Genomic DNA, 18,466 nt, shown 5'->3' with positions numbered 1-18,466 from the left:
AATATCACAATCAACTTTAAATTCAATGGATTGGAAACGGTAACGTTATGACTAGCACCGAAAAACTCGATTCGCATACCCCTATGATGCAGCAATACCTGCGCCTTAAGGCGCAGCATCCGGAGATCTTGCTGTTCTATCGAATGGGGGATTTCTACGAGCTGTTCTATGACGATGCCAAACGTGCCTCTCAGTTGCTGGATATCTCGCTGACCAAACGCGGTGCCTCCGCGGGTGAACCCATCCCAATGGCAGGTGTCCCCCACCATGCGGTGGAGAACTATCTAGCCAAGCTGGTACAGCTTGGGGAATCGGCCGCGATCTGTGAACAGATTGGCGACCCTGCCACCAGTAAAGGCCCGGTAGAGCGTAAAGTGGTGCGCATCGTTACCCCTGGCACCATCACCGACGAAGCCCTGCTGCAAGAGCGCCAGGACAACCTGCTGGCCGCCATCTGGCAGGATGGCCGCGGCTTTGGCTATGCCACATTGGATCTCAGCTCCGGCCGCTTCCGCGTTGCCCAGCCAGAAGATCTTGAAACCATGGCGGCAGAGCTGCAACGTACCAATCCGGCAGAGCTGCTTTACCCGGAAAACTTCGAGCAAATGGCGCTGATCGAACAGCGCCACGGCCTGCGCCGCCGCCCACTGTGGGAATTTGAGCTGGACACCGCACGCCAGCAGTTGAATCTGCAGTTCGGCACCCGCGATCTGACCGGCTTTGGCGTCGAGCAGGCCCATCAGGCGCTGCGCGCAGCGGGCTGTCTACTGCAATATGTTAAAGATACCCAGCGCACCTCACTGCCGCATATCCGTGGCCTCACCATGGAGCGCCAGCAAGACGGCATCATTATGGATGCGGCCACTCGCCGTAACCTGGAAATCACCCAGAACCTGTCCGGCGGCAGTGAAAATACCCTGGCAGCCATCCTTGATCGTACCGTTACCCCCATGGGTAGCCGCATGCTCAAACGCTGGCTGCATATGCCCACCCGCGACGTTCAGGTGCTGAACAACCGCCAGCAGGCCATCGCCGCATTGCAGCCATTGAGCTGTGATTTGCAGCAACCCCTGCGTCAAGTTGGCGATCTGGAGCGTATTCTTGCCCGTTTGGCACTGCGCACGGCTCGCCCACGGGATCTGGCCCGCATGCGCCACGCCTTCCAACAGTTGCCGGATATCCGCGCCCTGCTGGAAAACGCTGATGCACCACAGATGCAAAAGCTGTTGTCACGGGTCGGTCAATTTGACGAGCTACAGGCACTGCTGGAGCGCGCCATTGTGGAATCCCCACCGGTGCTGGTCCGTGATGGTGGCGTGATTGCCCCGGGTTATAACGAAGAGCTGGATGAATGGCGGGCGCTGGCCGACGGTGCCACCGACTATCTGGATCGTCTGGAAATCCGCGAGCGCGAGAAGCTGGGTCTGGATACGCTAAAAGTGGGTTTCAACGGTGTGCATGGTTACTACATTCAGGTCAGCCGTGGCCAAAGCCATCTGGTGCCGATCCACTATGTGCGCCGCCAAACGCTGAAGAATGCGGAACGCTACATCATTCCCGAGCTGAAAGAGTATGAAGACAAGGTGCTTACCTCAAAAGGGAAAGCCTTGGCGATCGAGAAAGGGCTGTATGACGAGCTGTTCGATCTGCTGCTGCCGCATCTCGAGCAACTGCAACAGAGCGCCGGAGCCTTGGCCGAGCTGGATGTGTTAGCCAACCTGGCAGAACGTGCCGAAACGCTGAACTACGCCTGTCCGACCATCAGTGAGCAGCCCGGCATTCGCATAGTCGATGGCCGCCACCCGGTGGTGGAACAGGTGCTGAGCGAACCCTTTATTGCCAACCCGGTTTCCCTTTCACCACAGCGCCGTATGCTGATCATTACCGGCCCGAATATGGGCGGTAAAAGTACCTATATGCGGCAAACGGCACTGATTGTGTTGCTGGCGCATATCGGCAGCTATGTACCGGCGGCAAAAGCCACCATCGGGCCGGTGGATCGTATCTTTACCCGCGTGGGCGCGGCAGACGATCTGGCTTCTGGCCGCTCAACCTTTATGGTGGAAATGACCGAGACCGCCAATATCCTGCATAACGCCACGGAAAACAGCCTGGTACTGATGGATGAGATTGGCCGTGGCACCTCCACCTACGACGGGCTTTCCTTAGCCTGGGCCTGTGCAGAAAACCTGGCCAGCCGCATCAAGGCTATGACGCTGTTTGCCACCCATTACTTTGAGCTGACCACCTTGCCGGAGAAAATAGAGGGCGTGGTGAACGTGCATCTGGATGCGCTGGAGCACGGCGATACCATTGCCTTTATGCATAGCGTACAAGATGGCGCTGCCAGTAAGAGCTACGGCTTGGCGGTGGCGGCGTTGGCAGGTGTGCCGCGTGATGTGATCAAGCGTGCGCGCCAGAAGTTACGTGAGTTGGAGAGTCTCTCCAGCCAGACGGCAGCAGGTACGGTGGATGCGACCCAGATGACGCTGTTGAACGAAGAGGTTTCACCGGCGGTGGAAGCGTTGGAGACATTGGATCCGGATTCTCTTTCGCCACGCCAGGCGTTGGAGTGGATCTACCGGCTGAAAAGCCTGGTGTGAGGCTGTTCCATTGATTTGGGCATGTGACCCCTCACCCTAACCCTCTCCCACAGGGCTGTCTCTTATACACATTTCCCCGGCGCAAACGCCGGGGAGTTTTTGAACTTTCTCCCCGTCTGTTGATCTCTCTTTATATTCTCCTCTTCTTCGGTTTTTAGTATGGTGCTTTCTGATTGCTATTCATGGGCTAACGAGACTTTTGGTCTCGCTCAACTTGGCGACTATCGGCGAACTCAGCGTCTCGTCAAATTCACTGCCTCGTTGGCTAAAAAAACAGGACTTTCTATTGTGAAATCATCCCAAACCGCCGCTGAAGTTGAAGGGGCTTATCGTCTGATCCGCAACCCCAATGTCTCACCCGACGCCATTGCCGAGGCGGGCTTCAATGCGACGGCAAACGCTGCTCATACACACACGCTGCTCCTTGCACTGGAAGATACGACCTCTATTAACTTCGCCCATACCACCGCGTATGACGAGTTGGGGAACACCACAACCAGCAAGAATACTCATGGTCTACTCGCTCACTCCGTCCTGCTTTATGCTCCCGATGCCGCACAGTTCCTGGGACTTATCGACCAACATCGTTGGAGTCGTGAGGCTAATGAATACGGTAAAAAACACCAACGTAAACACGTGCCTTATGAAGAAAAAGAGAGTTACAAATGGCAACAGGCATCTGAACGGACGGCACAGCGGCTCGGTGACACACAAGCAAAAGTTATCTCCGTCTGTGATCGAGAAGCGGACATCTGGCATTACCTTGATTATAAAACGAAAAATAGACAGCGCTTCGTCGTTAGGGCGGCTCAGAACCGGTTGCTGAGTGGACAGGATAAAAAACTGTTGGAGTTGCCAGAAACACTAACAGAAGCAGGCAGTTATCTACTAAATGTGGTTCAGAAAGGCGGGCGTGCTGCGCGTGAGGCACAAATGAGTATCCGCTATAGCTCGGTCGAACTCAAAATGCCGGGGAGTACGTCAGAAGAGAACAGTGTCCCGCTGACATATATCTGCTGTCGTGAAGAAGCTGAAGAGGGAGCATGCTGGCATCTTCTGACATCAGAAAAAGTTACTTCAGCAGAAGAGGCTCGGGTCATTATCAGCTACTACGAGCGTCGCTGGTTGATAGAGGAATACCATAAAGCCTGGAAAAGCGGTGGAACGCAGGTGGAACAGTTGCGGATGCAAACGCGAGATAATCTGGAGCGAATGATCGTGATCCTGAGCTTTATAGCGGTACGTGTGTTGGCCTTACGCCAGGGCGGGTTGAGTGAAGAAACGCTCAATGAAAGCTGTGAACGGGTACTGAGTCCACTAGAATGGAAGCTGCTGTGGGTGAAACAGGAAGGTAAAACCTTGCCAAAGACGCCACCGAGCCTGAAGTGGGCGTACCTGAATCTGGCAAAGCTGGGGCGTTGGTATGACAGTAAACGAACGGGACGAGCGGGATGGGTGGTGATGTGGGAGGCATGGTTCAAGCTTCAGGACATCGTCGAAGGGTATAAACTGGCGAAGTCTCTTGATCAGGAGATCTGATCAAGAGACAGCCCACAGGGAGAGGGGACCGTCCGAGTTCGCTATCAGTTGCAGAAACCTACCTGACCATGGCTCTGAATCAGCTCCCTTTTGTCTCGGGAAACAGATCGCAGTACCTGACCATAACACTGAACTGACCCCCTCTCCTTTTTGGGAGCGGGTCGGGGTAAGCGGGAGCAGCGATCGCTGGCTGACCATTGATTATCCAGAGGTGGCACAGACCGCATCTAAAACCTAACCACAGCGCCGTACTGGCTCCCTCTCCTTTTTGGGAGCGGGTCGGGGTGAGCGGGAGCAGCGATCGCTGGCTGACCATTGATTATCCAGACGGTGGCACAGACCGCATCTAAAACCTAACCACAACGCCGTACTGGCTCCCTCTCCTTTTTGGGAGCGGGTCGGGGTGAGCGGGAGCAGCGATCGCTGGCTGACCATTGATTATCCAGACGGTGGCACAGACCGCATCTAAAACCTAACCACAGCGCCGTACTGGCTCCCTCTCCCTGTGGGAGAGGGTTGGGGTGAGGGGCAAATATCGACGACGTTATACCCTAAACAAGAGTAAATTGCCGTCAATCACAGCAAATCGCAGGCACAAAAAAACGGTGAGCGTCATCAACGCTCACCGTTCTTATTTTATGGCTATAACGCGTTTATTCGCGGAACAGTGCCTCAATACTCAGGCCCTGCATTTGCAGAATTTCACGCAGGCGGCGTAAGCCTTCAACCTGGATCTGACGAACACGCTCACGTGTCAGGCCAATCTCACGGCCAACATCTTCCAGCGTAGCCGCTTCATAGCCTAACAGGCCGAAACGGCGAGCCAACACTTCACGCTGTTTGGCGTTCAATTCGAACAGCCATTTAACGATGCTCTGTTTCATATCATCGTCTTGCGTGGTGTCTTCAGGCCCGTTGTCTTTCTCGTCGGTCAAAATGTCCAACAGGGCTTTCTCTGAATCCCCACCTAACGGCGTATCAACAGACGTGATACGTTCGTTCAGGCGCAGCATACGGCTGACGTCATCAACCGGTTTGTCGAGTTGCTCCGCAATCTCTTCAGCGCTGGGTTCATGGTCCAGTTTGTGAGAAAGCTCGCGCGCGGTGCGCAAGTAAACATTCAGCTCTTTGACGATATGGATCGGCAAACGGATAGTCCGGGTTTGATTCATGATCGCCCGTTCAATCGTCTGGCGGATCCACCAGGTCGCATAGGTGGAAAAACGGAAACCGCGCTCTGGGTCAAACTTTTCCACCGCACGGATCAGACCAAGGTTACCCTCTTCGATCAGGTCCAGCAGCGCCAGGCCGCGATTGCTATAACGACGGGCAATTTTCACTACCAGCCTCAGGTTACTTTCTATCATGCGGCGGCGGGACGGCACGTCTCCGCGCAGTGCACGCCGCGCAAAATAAACTTCTTCCTCTGCGGTCAGCAGAGGGGAGTAACCGATTTCGCCCAGATAGAGCTGCGTGGCATCCAATACGCGTTGGGTAACACCTTGAGACAACAGCTCGTCTTCCGCCAAGTCATTCTCGCTGGTCTCTTCTTCTACCTGCGCTTTTTCATCGAATGACTCAGCCTCCATGGCGTTCTCATCGAAATCTGCATCGTCATGTAACTCGTTAACTTTCAGCGTATTTTGGCTCATAAAGCGGCTCCTACCCGTGATACCGCGAGCAGAATACAGCGCATTCTGCCCAATCTATCGCTGCGGAAGATAACGCAGCGGGTTTACGGATTTCCCCTTGTAACGAATCTCGAAATGCAAACGTACTGAACTGGTTCCGGTGCTTCCCATCGTTGCTATTTTCTGCCCCGCCTTAACTTCTTGTTGTTCCCGGACCAGCATGGTGTCGTTATGGGCGTAGGCACTCAAGTAATCATCGTTGTGTTTGATGATGATTAGATTACCGTAACCCCGTAAAGCGTTGCCTGCATACACTACACGGCCATCGGCGGTAGCGACAATCGGCTGCCCACGGGAACCAGAGATATCGATGCCTTTGTTCCCACCTTCCGATGAGGAGAAGTTATCGATGATCTTACCGTCAGTTGGCCATTTCCAGGTGCTAACTGGGGCGCTGTTGCTGGCGGTGCTGCTCGCCGGTGGCGTAGCGGCTGGTGCGGTAACAGGAGCTGCGGCTGAGCCTGCCACAACGACTCCTGATGTAGGTAACATTTTACCTACATTCTGTTTACTCGAGTTATCAGAATACGCGTTCGTTGATTGAGAATCAACCGTTACAGTTTGTATCTGAGTGGTAGAAGGCGGTTTTGACACCGTACCATTACCACCCGCTAACATCCCACCGCCGCCGTTGGCAGAACCACTCCCCAGTTGCAGGGTTTGGCCGACTTCCAGGCTGTATGGCTGCGGAATATTGTTGCGTTGGGCCAGATCGCGGAAATCGTTGCCGGTGATCCAGGCAATATAGAACAGCGTGTCGCCACGTTTAACGGTATAGCTGCTACCACCGTTGTAGCTCCCTTTAGGGATCGAGTTATAGCTACGGTTGTAAACAATACGCCCCTGCTGTGATGCGTTACCACCACCGGCGTTAGCCGATGCGGCAGCTCCACCACCGCCGACGCTGCTGATAGGTGCTGAGGTAGAATTTTTATCCGAACAGCCAACTAACCACACACTTAACATCGTACACACCGCAACTCGGCGTAAAGAACTCATTGGGCTTCCCGTGCTCATGCTTCCCCCATGACAGCAATATCAAAAAATACCTTATACATCGTAGCCGAGCTTTATCGTTCTACAGCATAAGGTTTCCCTGGCCGATCCCTGAAAACCAGAAGATCACCCACCAGGGAGCTAAAAAACCGTGGCGCCAATGCTAGCCACATTGGCACGATCACGCCATAAGACAACTGCATACTGGAACAATTCTATTGAAAATTAATATTATTCAGCTTGATGACCATGGTAGACGGGCTCAGCATGCAGCGCCCCTACAAGTCTGTTATCCACCTTGATGACCGATCGGCTAAGCCAGTTCACCCTTCACCAAGGGAACGAATCGCACCGCCTCAACGGTATCGATGGAAAACTCACCGCCCCGCCGCTGAATGCATTGCAGTACCTGAGCCTGTTCGCCCACCGGCAACACTAAAATGCCACCGTCGTCCAACTGCTGCATCAACGCCTGCGGGATCTCCGGCGGCGCGGCCGTCACGATGATCGCATCAAATGGTCCACGCGAGCCCCAGCCTTGCCAACCGTCGCCATGGCGGGTCGATACATTATGCAGGTCCAACTGCTTGAGGCGACGCTTGGCCTGCCACTGTAGCCCTTTGATGCGTTCAACAGAGCAGACATGCTGCACCATATGCGCCAGGATCGCGGTCTGATAACCCGAACCGGTGCCAATCTCCAGCACGCGTGAGTTCGGCTGCAGGTTCAGCAGCTCGGTCATGCGCGCGACCATATAAGGCTGAGAAATCGTCTGCCCCGAACCAATCGGCAGGGCCGTGTTCTCATAGGCTTTATGGGCTAATGCTTCATCAACAAAACGCTCACGCGGTACGTTCTCGATTGCCTTGAGCAGCCGTTCGTCCCTGATCCCCTGCTGGCGTAGCTGTGCCAGCAGCGTTTGTATGCGTTTGTTCACCATTCCCCGCTAACCTCTGCTTTGGTTAACCATTTTGATAGCACATCTTGCGCCCCGTAGGCGGTCAAATCCACCTGCAAAGGCGTGACCGACACGTAGCCCTGCTCCACGGCGGCAAAATCCGTGTCTGGGCCCGCATCGAATTTATCACCCGGCGGCCCGATCCAATACAGCATCTGGCCACGCGGATCCGGTTGGCTAAACACTTTATCGGCGGGATGCCGGCTGCCACAGCGAGTCACGCGTATCCCTTTAATTTCCGCCAACGGTAAATCAGGGACATTGATATTCAGGATTTTACCGGTACGAAGCGGTTCTTGTTGCAGCGCGCGCAAAATACGGCAGGTGACTACCGCCGCCGTCTCATAATGCTGATGACCATTGAGCGACACCGCCAACGCGGGCAGCCCCAGATGGCGGCCTTCCATCGCGGCAGCCACCGTGCCGGAATAGATAACGTCATCACCGAGGTTTGGCCCAGCGTTAATACCGGACACCACGATCTCCGGTGCTGGTAGCATCAGTTCGTTAACGCCAAGGTAGACACAGTCCGTCGGAGTGCCCTGCTGCACGGCAATATCGCCGTTGGGCAACGTCAGAGTACGCAGCGGCGACTCCAGCGTCAGCGCATTGGAGGAACCACTGCGGTTACGATCGGGGGCCACTACCTGCACTTCGGCGAATTCACGTAACGCCGCCGCCAGTATCTGGATACCCGGGGCGCTAACGCCGTCGTCGTTGCTTAGGAGTATTCTCATATTGTCGTTAAACAACTTTCTTGCTGAAAGCGATAAAACGAGGGTTGTGCCCTATTTTTTTACATCTATCTGTTTTTAATAATATTTTCAATAGTAAGCCCAACCCGCCGTGTTACCCATTGTGACTTGCGTGGTACAGCAAGGCTTGCCTCGCTGATGCTGATAGTATTAGCCAAAACAGCCAGCTATGCGATCTACTATACAATTCAACGGTCATCAGTGGCAAACGGGGCAGGTTAGCCCCCTCGACAAAGGGGGCTGGGATGATTACCTGAAGTGGGTCGTGAAATTCCCAGATTATGGGGCCGTCTGGGTGGTTGGTGTGTAAATAATGCGCAACTTGCCGGTGTAATCCCCCGCCGTTTTATCCGCCATTGAGAAGGCTGGCGTTGTCAGGGTCAGCGGGGCTGGCACGCAAAGTGCCGGGGCACCGCCGCCAGGTAACACCACCGGCCGCTGGATATTGCGGCGATTGGTATCGCTCCAGATGACCTCTTTGCCGTTAGCGATCTCTTGCACTGCCCCGGTGGTGGGATTGATCACGCTGACCTGGTAGTCCAGCCGGTCACGCGCCTTGGCTTTATCACCGCCACGGCGATACAGTGAAAACTGCCCCTTGATGCGATCGGGAGCCGTGTCCCCTTCGTCCTGCAACAGCAGGCTGATACGGTTACTGGCCGAGTCGTTACCATCGTAGAGGCACATATCCAGGCCAGTACTGCCGCTGACGCTCTTACCCGCGCCGACTCCCGGCCGGGTATTCAGATTCAGGTTGATAACCGGTGCCGAAGTCGGAAAAGCGGGTAGGTAAATCTGTTGGTTACCATAATCCGTCACGTTAAGAGCCAGACTCGCCTTCCAGGTAACGCGGAAAATGCCTGGGCAGCCGTAGGCAGATGCACTGCAATCATCCCAAGCTTTCACCTGCATCTTGAGTTCAGCGCGCCAAACACCGGCATCAGATAGTTTGTTCAACTCGGAGGCGGGAATAAAAGTACTGAATCCCTGGGAACCCACACTGGTGCCGGTGATCCAGGAACTAAATTTACCCGTAGCTTTAATAGAGGTGACCAGTAAATCTTTGGTCTTTCCACTGCTGTGAGTAAAGCGCAGCGTCAGAGTTTTCGAATTATTATTGAAAGTACTATCCCACCACCACAATTTTACCTGGCAGGCACCATTGGTTGGATCGGTCTCGGAATAGCACGTTAGGGAGTTAAGAACATCCTTGTCTTTGCAATTAACAGCCGTCGAACATTCGCCACTATCAGTACTCCCGCCGAATGCCTGATCCCAGATATAGATATTTGCTGGCAGGCTCATGCGATCGTAGGTCGCATTGACCTTGGTATTCTGTGCCTGCGGGGCGATACTGGCACCGTACGCCTGTACGCTCAGCCCCCCTAGCATAACGCACAGGTTAAAAGGGTTAATGGCTCCTGCAATGATAAATTTAAAACCGCTAATTATTTTCAATAACATCAATCATTACCTAGTTCGTTTTCATCGCTACCGGCACTCCAGAGCCATGGCCCTGCCGCACGGTCATCAATTGCGCCTGCTTCTGCTCAGCTGGCGGTATGTTAGCTAGGGTCACCCCGGCACAGCGGGTAGTACCGACATAACGTACCACGTCACGCATGGCCTGCACTTTCATGGCACACTGATAGAACTGTGAGCCACGCATCATATACAGCCGCTTCATCGGCCGGGTGGTTTCCAGGCTAAAGCCACCTTCGCCCAGCGGGGTCCAGGACAGTACGTTAAGAGGGATGCCGTTAACCAAAGGCCGATCCTGCTCATCCAGCATTCTGCCCAACCAGGTGTAGCGTGAAGTCACCTCGATTTCCCGCCGCAGCACTTTCCCCGGCACCATAAACGCCGTACGCGTTCCCGCCCCTCGGCGGATCTCACTGCTGATACCGGCTGGCGCGCTCAGTGATTCGTTGATATCAAAGGTGGTTGGCTGATAGCCCGGTACGGTAAACAGTGCCCGGCTGTTGCTGCGCACATCCGTCTGACCGCTGCCGTCTACCGCTACGCTGATCAACGCGGCACGGCTCTCTTCGCCTGCGTCCACTCCAACCGTGATCGCGGAGGCCGGGCGGCCATCCCCCCAACGTCCCCAATAAAGTCCGCTGCGATCGACCAGTAAAGAGGAGCTATAACTGCCACTGCTGCTGAGCGTGTGCCGGTTCGCTACCTTGTAATAGGCATCACTGACGGCGAAACTGCCGTTACCGTACTGCCCACCGGCACGGGCGTAGGTTGCTGCGGTCAGGGTCTGGCTATTGACGCCATATATCGAAGCTCCCAGCTCATTTTGCCCACTCTCGTCCATATAGCGGCTGTAGTTGGCGTTATAACTGAGTTGCCCTTCCCCACGCTGGCTATTGCGATAGTTGGCGGCCAGAGAGGTATTGCTGTTAGTGGCACCGCCACGGCGCCCAGAGAACGATAGGCTGACGGTGAGGTAGCCGCCTTTGTCGGTTCCCTGCTGGCCGCTGTCGTGACGCCTGAAAGCACTGACTCCGCTGTTGATGTTAATGTCGTTGAACGCAAAGGAACGGCTGATCCCCATCTGCCAGGTTTGACTGCGCGAACGCGTCGTGTAGATCTGCTCCCAAGGGGCTGCGTCCAGATGGTTATCATCATTGTCGGGCAGTTCACTGCGATAGCGGTAACGCCCGCCGCTGCTGTTAAGCGAGTAGCCAATATTGGCGAACCACTGCGCGAGCGGGACTGAAAACATCAGGTTGGAACTCTGGTAACAACCGCTAAAGCCATAGTTTCTCTGTTGAGAATCGCAGTCAGGCACCGAGAGGGCCGAGCGATAGAAACTCAATGAGAATCCGTCGTTATAGTTAATTTGCTGAATATTTCCCCGCGTTCCCTCGCTGCCGGCCAGATAACTGGCGCGAACCGTCATGACGCCATCCAGCGGGCCACTGTTAAAACCGTGGCTCCAGTCTGCCGCCCCTTCCCAGTAGTGTACGTCGCTCAATACCGTGCTCCCCGCCGTCAGCGACAGCGTATCGGTCAACGGAATGCGCAGCCCGCCTTGTACCACCCGCCGATCGTCCGCCATAGGATGCGTATCGTGGTCTACCTCAACCCCGGCTTGCAGGAACCACTGAGGACCATTGAGCTGAGCCACACCGGTGTTGGTATAAGGGACGGTTTCTGTCCTGACCAACTGGTTATCCTCATAGATCCGCAGCGTGACGGTATAGCTGCCGCTGGGGAAGGTGCGCGTATCCAGCTCCTGTGCCCCGGCGTTCAGATAAAAGGATGACAGTAACTGTTCGTCACGATAGGCGTCGATGCGAGCGTTGCGCGATAGGAAGACCGAAACCGGGGTCCCCCGGGAAACCTGGCTCTGGTTGACCCAAGCCGTGGTCGAGCCTGTCCGTAGCCCACGGATTTTGCCAATCGGCAATTGGCTCAGGTTGATATTGCCCCCAGCGTTGCTGAAGATGTCGCGGGAGTCCATCATGCCGCCTTGCAGATAGAGGCTTTTCCACAGATCCTGCCGAAAATAGGCATTATTCATCTCTATCTGCTGATGGTTACTATGGCGATAGCGCTGCCCCGTATAGAACCAGTCGGCATTAAGATAGCCATTTTCAGTTACGCCCAGTGAGCCAGTGCCCTGAAGCGACAATGACTGATAGTTTTCATCCGCAACAAAATTGAGGTTTTGCTGATGGATCAGCGCATTTTCACTTTCTGCCGTCGCCTGATAGAAACCGCTACCGGCCGCTTTTTTCGGGAGATACCGACGGTCAAGGAACAGGTTAACCCGGGAATTATTCTCGTCATAGATGATGCCAACCGTCTGGGTTTCCAGATAGTCACAGCTTGGCGCATTACCGTTACCGCTGCAGGCAAGGTTGCCGTTACGCGCGAGCGGTTGCACCAACGCAGTCATCAGTTGTGCACCCAGTTCAGGATCGTCGTTGAATTGCTGCTTCACGGCATCAGCCAGTTCCGCTGGCTTTATGAAGACAACCTGTTCCAAATTAATATTGGCTTCATAAAGCCCGAGAGACTGGCCATAGAGGGAAACATCGACCCAAACAAGCTGCCCTTGTGCCAAGGACTCAAAGCCTGGTGGAATTTTAGGGGTAGCCGACAAATCGTGTTGCATAATCATAAGGCCTACCAACAACCCTGCGGATAGGCGAGCGCGAAAAGCCATTGTTCATCCCTGATAGAAAGTGGGGCTAAAAAGCCCCACAAGATATGAATAAAACTTTTGAATTGGGCAGCCTTAAGGAGCCTTGGTCGCCTGAGTCACCACCAGGCTGACAATGCCGCTGTAGGTGCCAGTGGCGATAGTGCCTTGCGTGGTCTGCGCAAAACGCAGCGGCAGAACGTCTGAACCATTTTCGATTCCCGCAGGGAACAGGGTCGCCGCTTCCAGCAACTGATTGGTAGTGGTCAGTACCTTGTCACCCAGGCTTACGGTCAATGGGATCTTGTTAGCCCCATTGACATCCGCCAGGCTCGCCGCTCTAACCAGGCGAACGTTAACACCAGCGGTAGCGTTGTTAGACCAGACCTTGGTGTTCAGGTTAAAAGGCGTCAGGCCTTTGCCTGGCAAATACTGCATATCGATGCTGCTTGGCAAACCGGTATTATCAGGTTGCGTCATATCAATCGTCGCATCCACGTTGGCATTCACAGTAATATCTTTCTGTACTGCCTGAGCTGAAAATACGGCAGCCATGGTTGAAACGATCAGCAGTGGTTTAATAAACTTTTTCATAAAATCTCCATTTTATTTTATAAATAACATCCAACTTTACTCACCCCATACAACCGGGGCTATACATGATTTGACTCCACATTTAACTCTTTACAGACAAATCAATTTCTTCAACGCGCTTCTTAAGCCAGTTAAAATAACGCGCCTTATATTTCTTCCCGGGCTTTACCATGAGCGAGGCAATTTTAAGCTCGGTACCGGGATATACCGTGGTGGTTTCTTTTTTCCAGTCGCAAACACCACCCTGGTCACAAACCCCCACCTCTCGTAGCGGAATACGCAACGTACCATCATTGATAACCTGGCCACGCTTTGCATCCAGCGTCAGGCTGGTAACGACCTTTTTAGGTGCAACGTGGACTAATGCCCCCCACACCAGGTTGATACCCACCTTGGTCGTGGTCATTTGTGGGCTGGCAGCAGCGGCGTTATCTTCTAATTCCGGCACGCCTTCAAAATAGACTCGCCAGGTGGTTTCCTTTTCCGGTAACTCCAGAGCAACCAGCCGTACCAGGCGTTGGCTACCTGCCGAAATAGCCAGTTTTTGCGGCGTTATCACCAGCGAGCTTTGTCCAAATTGCTCAACGCTTGCTTCCTGTTCTTGTTTAGTGCCAGGATTCAGTATTTGTTTTTCTGTTACCTTGACGAATTGCACCCCATCGCTTTGGGATATAACCCTTATTTGCGCGGCTCCGGTTTCGCCGATCCCGATTTCCATAGGATAAACGCTCATATTGGCCAATACAAAACCTGGTAAAAAACAAAAAATAGCAACACCACTCAGGCGTTTAATAATATTGAGCTTCATGATTAATCCGTAATGAGAGTCTCTTATATCAAACTTTAAAACACAGCCAACTCCAGCCACGCTTAGTCTCGTAAAATTCGCAGCAAGTATAAAAACCAATGAGCACGCAGATCAACTTAATAATTATAATAATAACAACAAGAATAAAGGACTCAGTAAGCCAATGATAATAAATAAGATAATTTTTAATTATAACAAACAGAAATAAACAAATTATAATATTTAAGGTGAATTAGAAGATGAGGTTTTAATCAATGGCGCAATACGGGGGAAATTAGCTTGGTAAGCCAGGACGGTGACAGCATTTTCGCTGTCTTATTCAGTTCAGGCAGAGTTCCCCTCTGCCTGAACGAGAAAGCAAAAATTGATTAAGCTAACGGCTACTCGGCAATATCCGTGTCACTGCTAACCAATTGCATTATTTCGCGTACCACGCTGGTAGCGAAACTGCCTGCCGGTAACCAGAAACGTAATTCCACGGTGACATCATCCCACCAGTTCCACTGCATTTTCTGCGGCTGTAGCAGCAAGGCCCGTCGTGCAGGCTCTACGCGCTCACGCTTTAACAGACTCAGCAATTCCGGCTGCTGCGCCAGGCAACTTTGTTCAAACTCCAGTACCTCTGCGGCAGTTCCCGGCTCACCATCCCCCGGCAATGGAGCGGTGATCATCAGTTCACCCGCGTCTAACCGTTGTTGCAGGGTGGCTAGCTCTTCCGCTTTGGCCACGAACCAGCTCCCGCGGCCAGCCAGCTGTAACGCATCCCCTTCCAGCACCGTTTGCTGCTGTTGGTTAGCCAAGCGCTGGCTGGTAATGAGGTTGAACAACGCGCTACGGCTGGCAGACAGGTAGAAGCTGCGTTTGCTGCGCTCCTTGACCCGGATCTCATCGTTGGCCCAGCGACGTGCCATCGTCAGGTTGTTGCCGCCACGGCCAAAGCGCTGGCTGCCAAAGTAGTTCGGCACGCCGTCCGCCGCGATGGCCTGCAAACGCTGCTCCACTTCTTGGCGATCGCTGATCTGGCGCAGCACCAGGGTAAATTCGTTACCCTTCAACGTACCGATGCGTAGCTTGCGTAGGTGGCGAGCGGCCTGAAGCACTTCGCAGCCTTCCAACGCAAACTGGCTGAGATCGGGAGATTCTTTCCCCGGCAGATGCAGACAGAACCACTGCTCGGTGACCGCATGGCGATCTTTCAAACCGGCATAGCTGACCGAACGGGCATGAATGCCGGCAAACTTCGCCAGAGAGTCCGCCACAAACTGGGTGTTGCAGCCGTTCTTGCGGATGTTCACCAACAGGTGCTCACCTTCGCCGTCCGGCGTAAAGCCCAGATCCTCAACCACCACAAAGTCTTCCGGGTTGGCTTTCAGCACGCCGGTAGCCGCTGGCTTGCCGTGCAACCAGGTCAGATTAGCCATGTCCATGCGTTATTCCTTGATCAACAGGGCAACCGCTTCGCAGGCAATGCCTTCGCCACGGCCGGTAAAGCCCAGTTGCTCGGTGGTGGTCGCTTTGACGTTAACATCGTCCATATGGCATTGGAGATCTTCCGCCAGGAAGATGCGCATCTGAGGAATGTGTGGTGCCATCTTCGGTGCCTGCGCAATGATGGTGACATCCAGATTACCCAGACGATAGCCCTTGGCACGAATGCGTTTCCAGGCTTCACGCAGCAGCTCACGGCTGTCTGCCCCTTTGAAGGCCGGATCGGTATCCGGGAACAGCTTGCCGATATCCCCCAACGCCGCAGCCCCCAGCAGGGCATCGGTGGCCGCATGCAGCGCCACGTCACCATCGGAGTGAGCCAGCAGTCCTTTTTCATAAGGAATGCGAACACCGCCGATCACCAACGGCCCTTCGCCGCCAAATTTATGGACATCAAAACCGTGACCGATACGCATGATGCGCTCCTTTAGTTGTTCAACTGAGTCAAATAGAACGCCGCCAGCGCCAAATCCTCTGGCCGCGTCACTTTAATATTGTCCGCACGCCCCGCTACCAGCAGCGGATGATAACCGCAATGTTCCAGCGCCGAGGCTTCATCGGTTACCGTCGCCCCTTCATCCAGGGCGCGTTGCAGGCAGAGTTTAAGCAGTTCCAGCGGGAACAGCTGTGGCGTCAGTGCATGCCACAAATCCTGGCGTTCCACGGTGTGCGAAATAACGCTTTGGCCCACCTGCGCCCGCTTCATGGTATCACGCACCGGCGCGGCAAGAATGCCACCGACCTTACTGTGTGCCGTGATCGCCAGCAACCGCTCCAGATCGTCGGGATGCAGGCAAGGACGGGCAGCATCGTGTACCAAAACCCAGTGTGCGTTGCCTGCCAATTGCAGCCCGGCCAGCACCGAATCGGCACGCTGTTGCCCACCCTCGGTGACCAACACCCGCGGATCGCTGGCGATCGGTAGCGTTTTAAACTGTTGGTCTTCGGGGCTGATAGCCACGATCACCTGGGTAATACGCGGATGACGTAACAAGGCATGGATCGCGTGCTCAAGAATGGTTTGATGGCCGATGGTTAAATATTGCTTCGGGCAATCGGCCTGCATACGGCTGCCAATACCGGCAGCGGGCAGGACGGCGATCACCTGAGGGGAGGAGCCTACGGATGGATTCATGCGTTACTTCGGTGGGTTATTCTGTGTGGCAGACGCCGCGTTGCGTCCGGAGGGTTCAGGCACCAGACGATAGAAAGTCTCGCCGGGCTTGATCATGCCCAGTTCATTACGTGCGCGTTCTTCTATCGCTTCCTGACCACCGTTCAGGTCGTCGATCTCGGCAAACAGCTGATCGTTACGCGCTTTCAATTTGGCATTGTTGCTCTGCTGAGCCACAACGTCATCATTGACCCGTACATAATCGTGAATACCATTCTTCCCCAGCCACAGCGAATACTGTAACCAGCCAAGCAGCGCCAGCAATAGCAGCGTCAGTTTTCCCATCTCCGCCCCCTAAAAAAAGCGCTTAATCATCCCACAACTTGCCGTTTGACTCCACAGCAGCAGCGGCTTTTCACCTGCAGCCATCAAGCGTAATCAGAACTTCCTTAGTTTAGCGCCTGATTGTCGCCTGAAAGCGGCATTAAATCCAGGCGGCGTAGAGCGCGATGAGCTCAGACTGTATACGGTTCGACGGGCGCAGCATGCGGCGCCCCTACAACGTGCACACATCTGCATCCAGATCATGCACACATCAGCATCCAGATCATGCACACATCCCCACCCCACATCAGTATGCAGTAAGAATAACTGGGCTGAGGGTATTTTCACCGACATTTACGCCAGCTTTTAAATAATTATTCATATTTAACACTGTTAGCATTTTCATCATCAGGTAGGGGTTGTGTTTTTATTCATGTAAGTTTATTTTTATGCATCTAAAGTGCATAAATAAATCCAATGTATAACCAATGAATTTCAAGTTGCAGCTAGGCGACAAGCTTGCTCATCCCCAGGAGCTTACTTTTGGGTAAGTGACTGGGGTGGGCAAGCGCAGGTAACAACGCTGCAGCTTGAAAGGCGAAGGTTATAACCTTTACTCAACTTATTCGGGGAATGCTCATGTTAAAACGTCTAGTGCTGATTAGTGCCTGCCTGGCGGCCACTTTTTCCGCCGCTTCCTTTGCCGCAGAACCGACGTATGTTGTCGGCTCCGGCGGTACCTATCGTCCGTTCGAATACGAAAACAGCAAAAAAGAGCTGGAAGGCTTTGATATCGATGTGATCAAGGCCGTCGCCAAAGCGGAAGGTTTCCAGGTGAAGCTGGTGAATACGCCGTGGGAAGGCATCTTTGCCACCCTGAACTCTGGCGACCGCGACATCATCATTTCCGGCATCACCATTACCGACAAGCGCAAGCAGATGGTCGACTTCTCTTCGCCATACTTCCCGGCAGAGCAGGCTATCGTGGTGCCGAAAGAGTCTAAAGTAGACTCCATCGACGCGTTGAAAACCCTGAAGGTGGGCGTGGTTAACTCCAGCACCGGCGACATCGTGGTTTCCGACGTCTTGGGCAAAAACAGCACCTCCATCAAGCGTTTTGATAACACGCCACTGCTGCTGCAAGAGCTGTATGAAGATGGCATTGGCGCGGCCGTGGGTGACGTTGGCGTGGCCAAGTTCTATATCAAGACCCACCCGGAGAAAGAGTTCAAGCTGGTGTCAGACGCCAAGTTTGAGCGCCAGTATTTCGGCATTGCGGTGGCCAAGGGCAACGATGAACTGCGTAACAAGATCAACAGCGGCCTGAAGAAAATCATCGCCGATGGCACCTACGCCAAAATCTACCAGACCTGGTTCGACAGCAACGTCCCTACGCTGCCAGCAGAATAAACCGGCTGTAAATAGGGGCGCAATTGA

General features: G+C 53.9%; 15 protein-coding genes. 3 read left to right on the top strand and 12 right to left on the bottom strand.

Annotation, left to right across the window (positions count from 1 at the left end):
• Positions 1-47: 47 nt before the first annotated feature.
• Entirely contained in the window at positions 48-2,603 is a 2,556-nt protein-coding gene (gene mutS, locus D9980_RS25155; RefSeq protein ID WP_121608750.1) for a DNA mismatch repair protein MutS, read from the top strand.
• 159 nt (positions 2,604-2,762) lie between these two features.
• On the top strand, positions 2,763-4,142 hold the full coding sequence (locus D9980_RS25150; RefSeq protein WP_121606694.1) for an IS4 family transposase: 1,380 nt from the start codon (positions 2,763-2,765) through the stop codon (positions 4,140-4,142).
• Between the two features lie 653 nt (positions 4,143-4,795).
• Here D9980_RS25150 and rpoS read toward each other — a convergent pair.
• The 12 genes from rpoS to ftsB all read right to left on the bottom strand — a co-directional run bounded on the left by rpoS (position 4,796) and on the right by ftsB (position 17,050).
• A complete protein-coding gene (rpoS, locus tag D9980_RS25145; protein ID WP_024484093.1) occupies positions 4,796-5,794 on the bottom strand; it encodes an RNA polymerase sigma factor RpoS in 999 nt (332 codons plus the stop codon).
• Between the two features lie 54 nt (positions 5,795-5,848).
• A complete protein-coding gene (gene nlpD / locus D9980_RS25140) occupies positions 5,849-6,832 on the bottom strand; it encodes a murein hydrolase activator NlpD (RefSeq protein ID WP_162304328.1) in 984 nt (327 codons plus the stop codon).
• Between the two features lie 310 nt (positions 6,833-7,142).
• Positions 7,143-7,769, bottom strand: coding sequence for a protein-L-isoaspartate(D-aspartate) O-methyltransferase (locus D9980_RS25135; protein WP_024484091.1), 627 nt, complete (start codon positions 7,767-7,769; stop codon positions 7,143-7,145).
• Positions 7,763-8,524, bottom strand: coding sequence for a 5'/3'-nucleotidase SurE (gene surE, locus D9980_RS25130; RefSeq protein WP_065687019.1), 762 nt, complete (start codon positions 8,522-8,524; stop codon positions 7,763-7,765). Before surE ends, D9980_RS25135 begins: the two co-directional genes overlap by 7 nt.
• Before the next feature lie 297 nt (positions 8,525-8,821).
• On the bottom strand, positions 8,822-10,006 hold the full coding sequence (locus D9980_RS25125; protein ID WP_121608748.1) for a CfaE/CblD family pilus tip adhesin: 1,185 nt from the start codon (positions 10,004-10,006) through the stop codon (positions 8,822-8,824).
• Positions 10,007-10,016: 10 nt separating this feature from the next.
• Positions 10,017-12,680 carry a TcfC E-set like domain-containing protein gene (locus D9980_RS25120; protein ID WP_202913969.1) on the bottom strand — a complete coding sequence of 888 codons (2,664 nt, stop codon included), beginning with the start codon at positions 12,678-12,680 and terminating at the stop codon, positions 10,017-10,019.
• A 117-nt stretch (positions 12,681-12,797) separates the two neighbouring features.
• Positions 12,798-13,295: a CS1 type fimbrial major subunit gene (locus D9980_RS25115; protein WP_024530999.1), complete on the bottom strand. Its 498-nt coding sequence runs from the start codon at positions 13,293-13,295 to the stop codon at positions 12,798-12,800.
• A gap of 82 nt (positions 13,296-13,377) precedes the next feature.
• Entirely contained in the window at positions 13,378-14,103 is a 726-nt protein-coding gene (locus D9980_RS25110) for a fimbrial protein (protein ID WP_162304327.1), read from the bottom strand.
• A gap of 380 nt (positions 14,104-14,483) precedes the next feature.
• Positions 14,484-15,530, bottom strand: coding sequence for a tRNA pseudouridine(13) synthase TruD (gene truD, locus D9980_RS25105; RefSeq protein WP_121608747.1), 1,047 nt, complete (start codon positions 15,528-15,530; stop codon positions 14,484-14,486).
• 3 nt (positions 15,531-15,533) lie between these two features.
• The gene (gene ispF, locus D9980_RS25100; RefSeq protein ID WP_021179414.1) at positions 15,534-16,007 is read right to left on the bottom strand and encodes a 2-C-methyl-D-erythritol 2,4-cyclodiphosphate synthase; all 474 of its coding nucleotides are present in this window, start codon (positions 16,005-16,007) and stop codon (positions 15,534-15,536) included.
• An 11-nt stretch (positions 16,008-16,018) separates the two neighbouring features.
• Positions 16,019-16,726: a 2-C-methyl-D-erythritol 4-phosphate cytidylyltransferase gene (gene ispD, locus D9980_RS25095; RefSeq protein WP_121608746.1), complete on the bottom strand. Its 708-nt coding sequence runs from the start codon at positions 16,724-16,726 to the stop codon at positions 16,019-16,021.
• Between the two features lie 3 nt (positions 16,727-16,729).
• Entirely contained in the window at positions 16,730-17,050 is a 321-nt protein-coding gene (gene ftsB / locus D9980_RS25090; protein WP_024531004.1) for a cell division protein FtsB, read from the bottom strand.
• 618 nt (positions 17,051-17,668) lie between these two features.
• Between ftsB and D9980_RS25085 the strand changes: the two genes are divergently transcribed.
• Positions 17,669-18,439 carry a basic amino acid ABC transporter substrate-binding protein gene (locus tag D9980_RS25085; protein WP_121609083.1) on the top strand — a complete coding sequence of 257 codons (771 nt, stop codon included), beginning with the start codon at positions 17,669-17,671 and terminating at the stop codon, positions 18,437-18,439.
• The last annotated feature ends 27 nt before the right edge of the window (positions 18,440-18,466 follow it).

Origin of the sequence: Serratia sp. 3ACOL1 (assembly GCF_003668775.1) — a bacterium.
Taxonomy (GTDB): domain Bacteria; phylum Pseudomonadota; class Gammaproteobacteria; order Enterobacterales; family Enterobacteriaceae; genus Chania; species Chania fonticola.
This window is presented reverse-complemented; position numbering and strand designations above follow the sequence as displayed.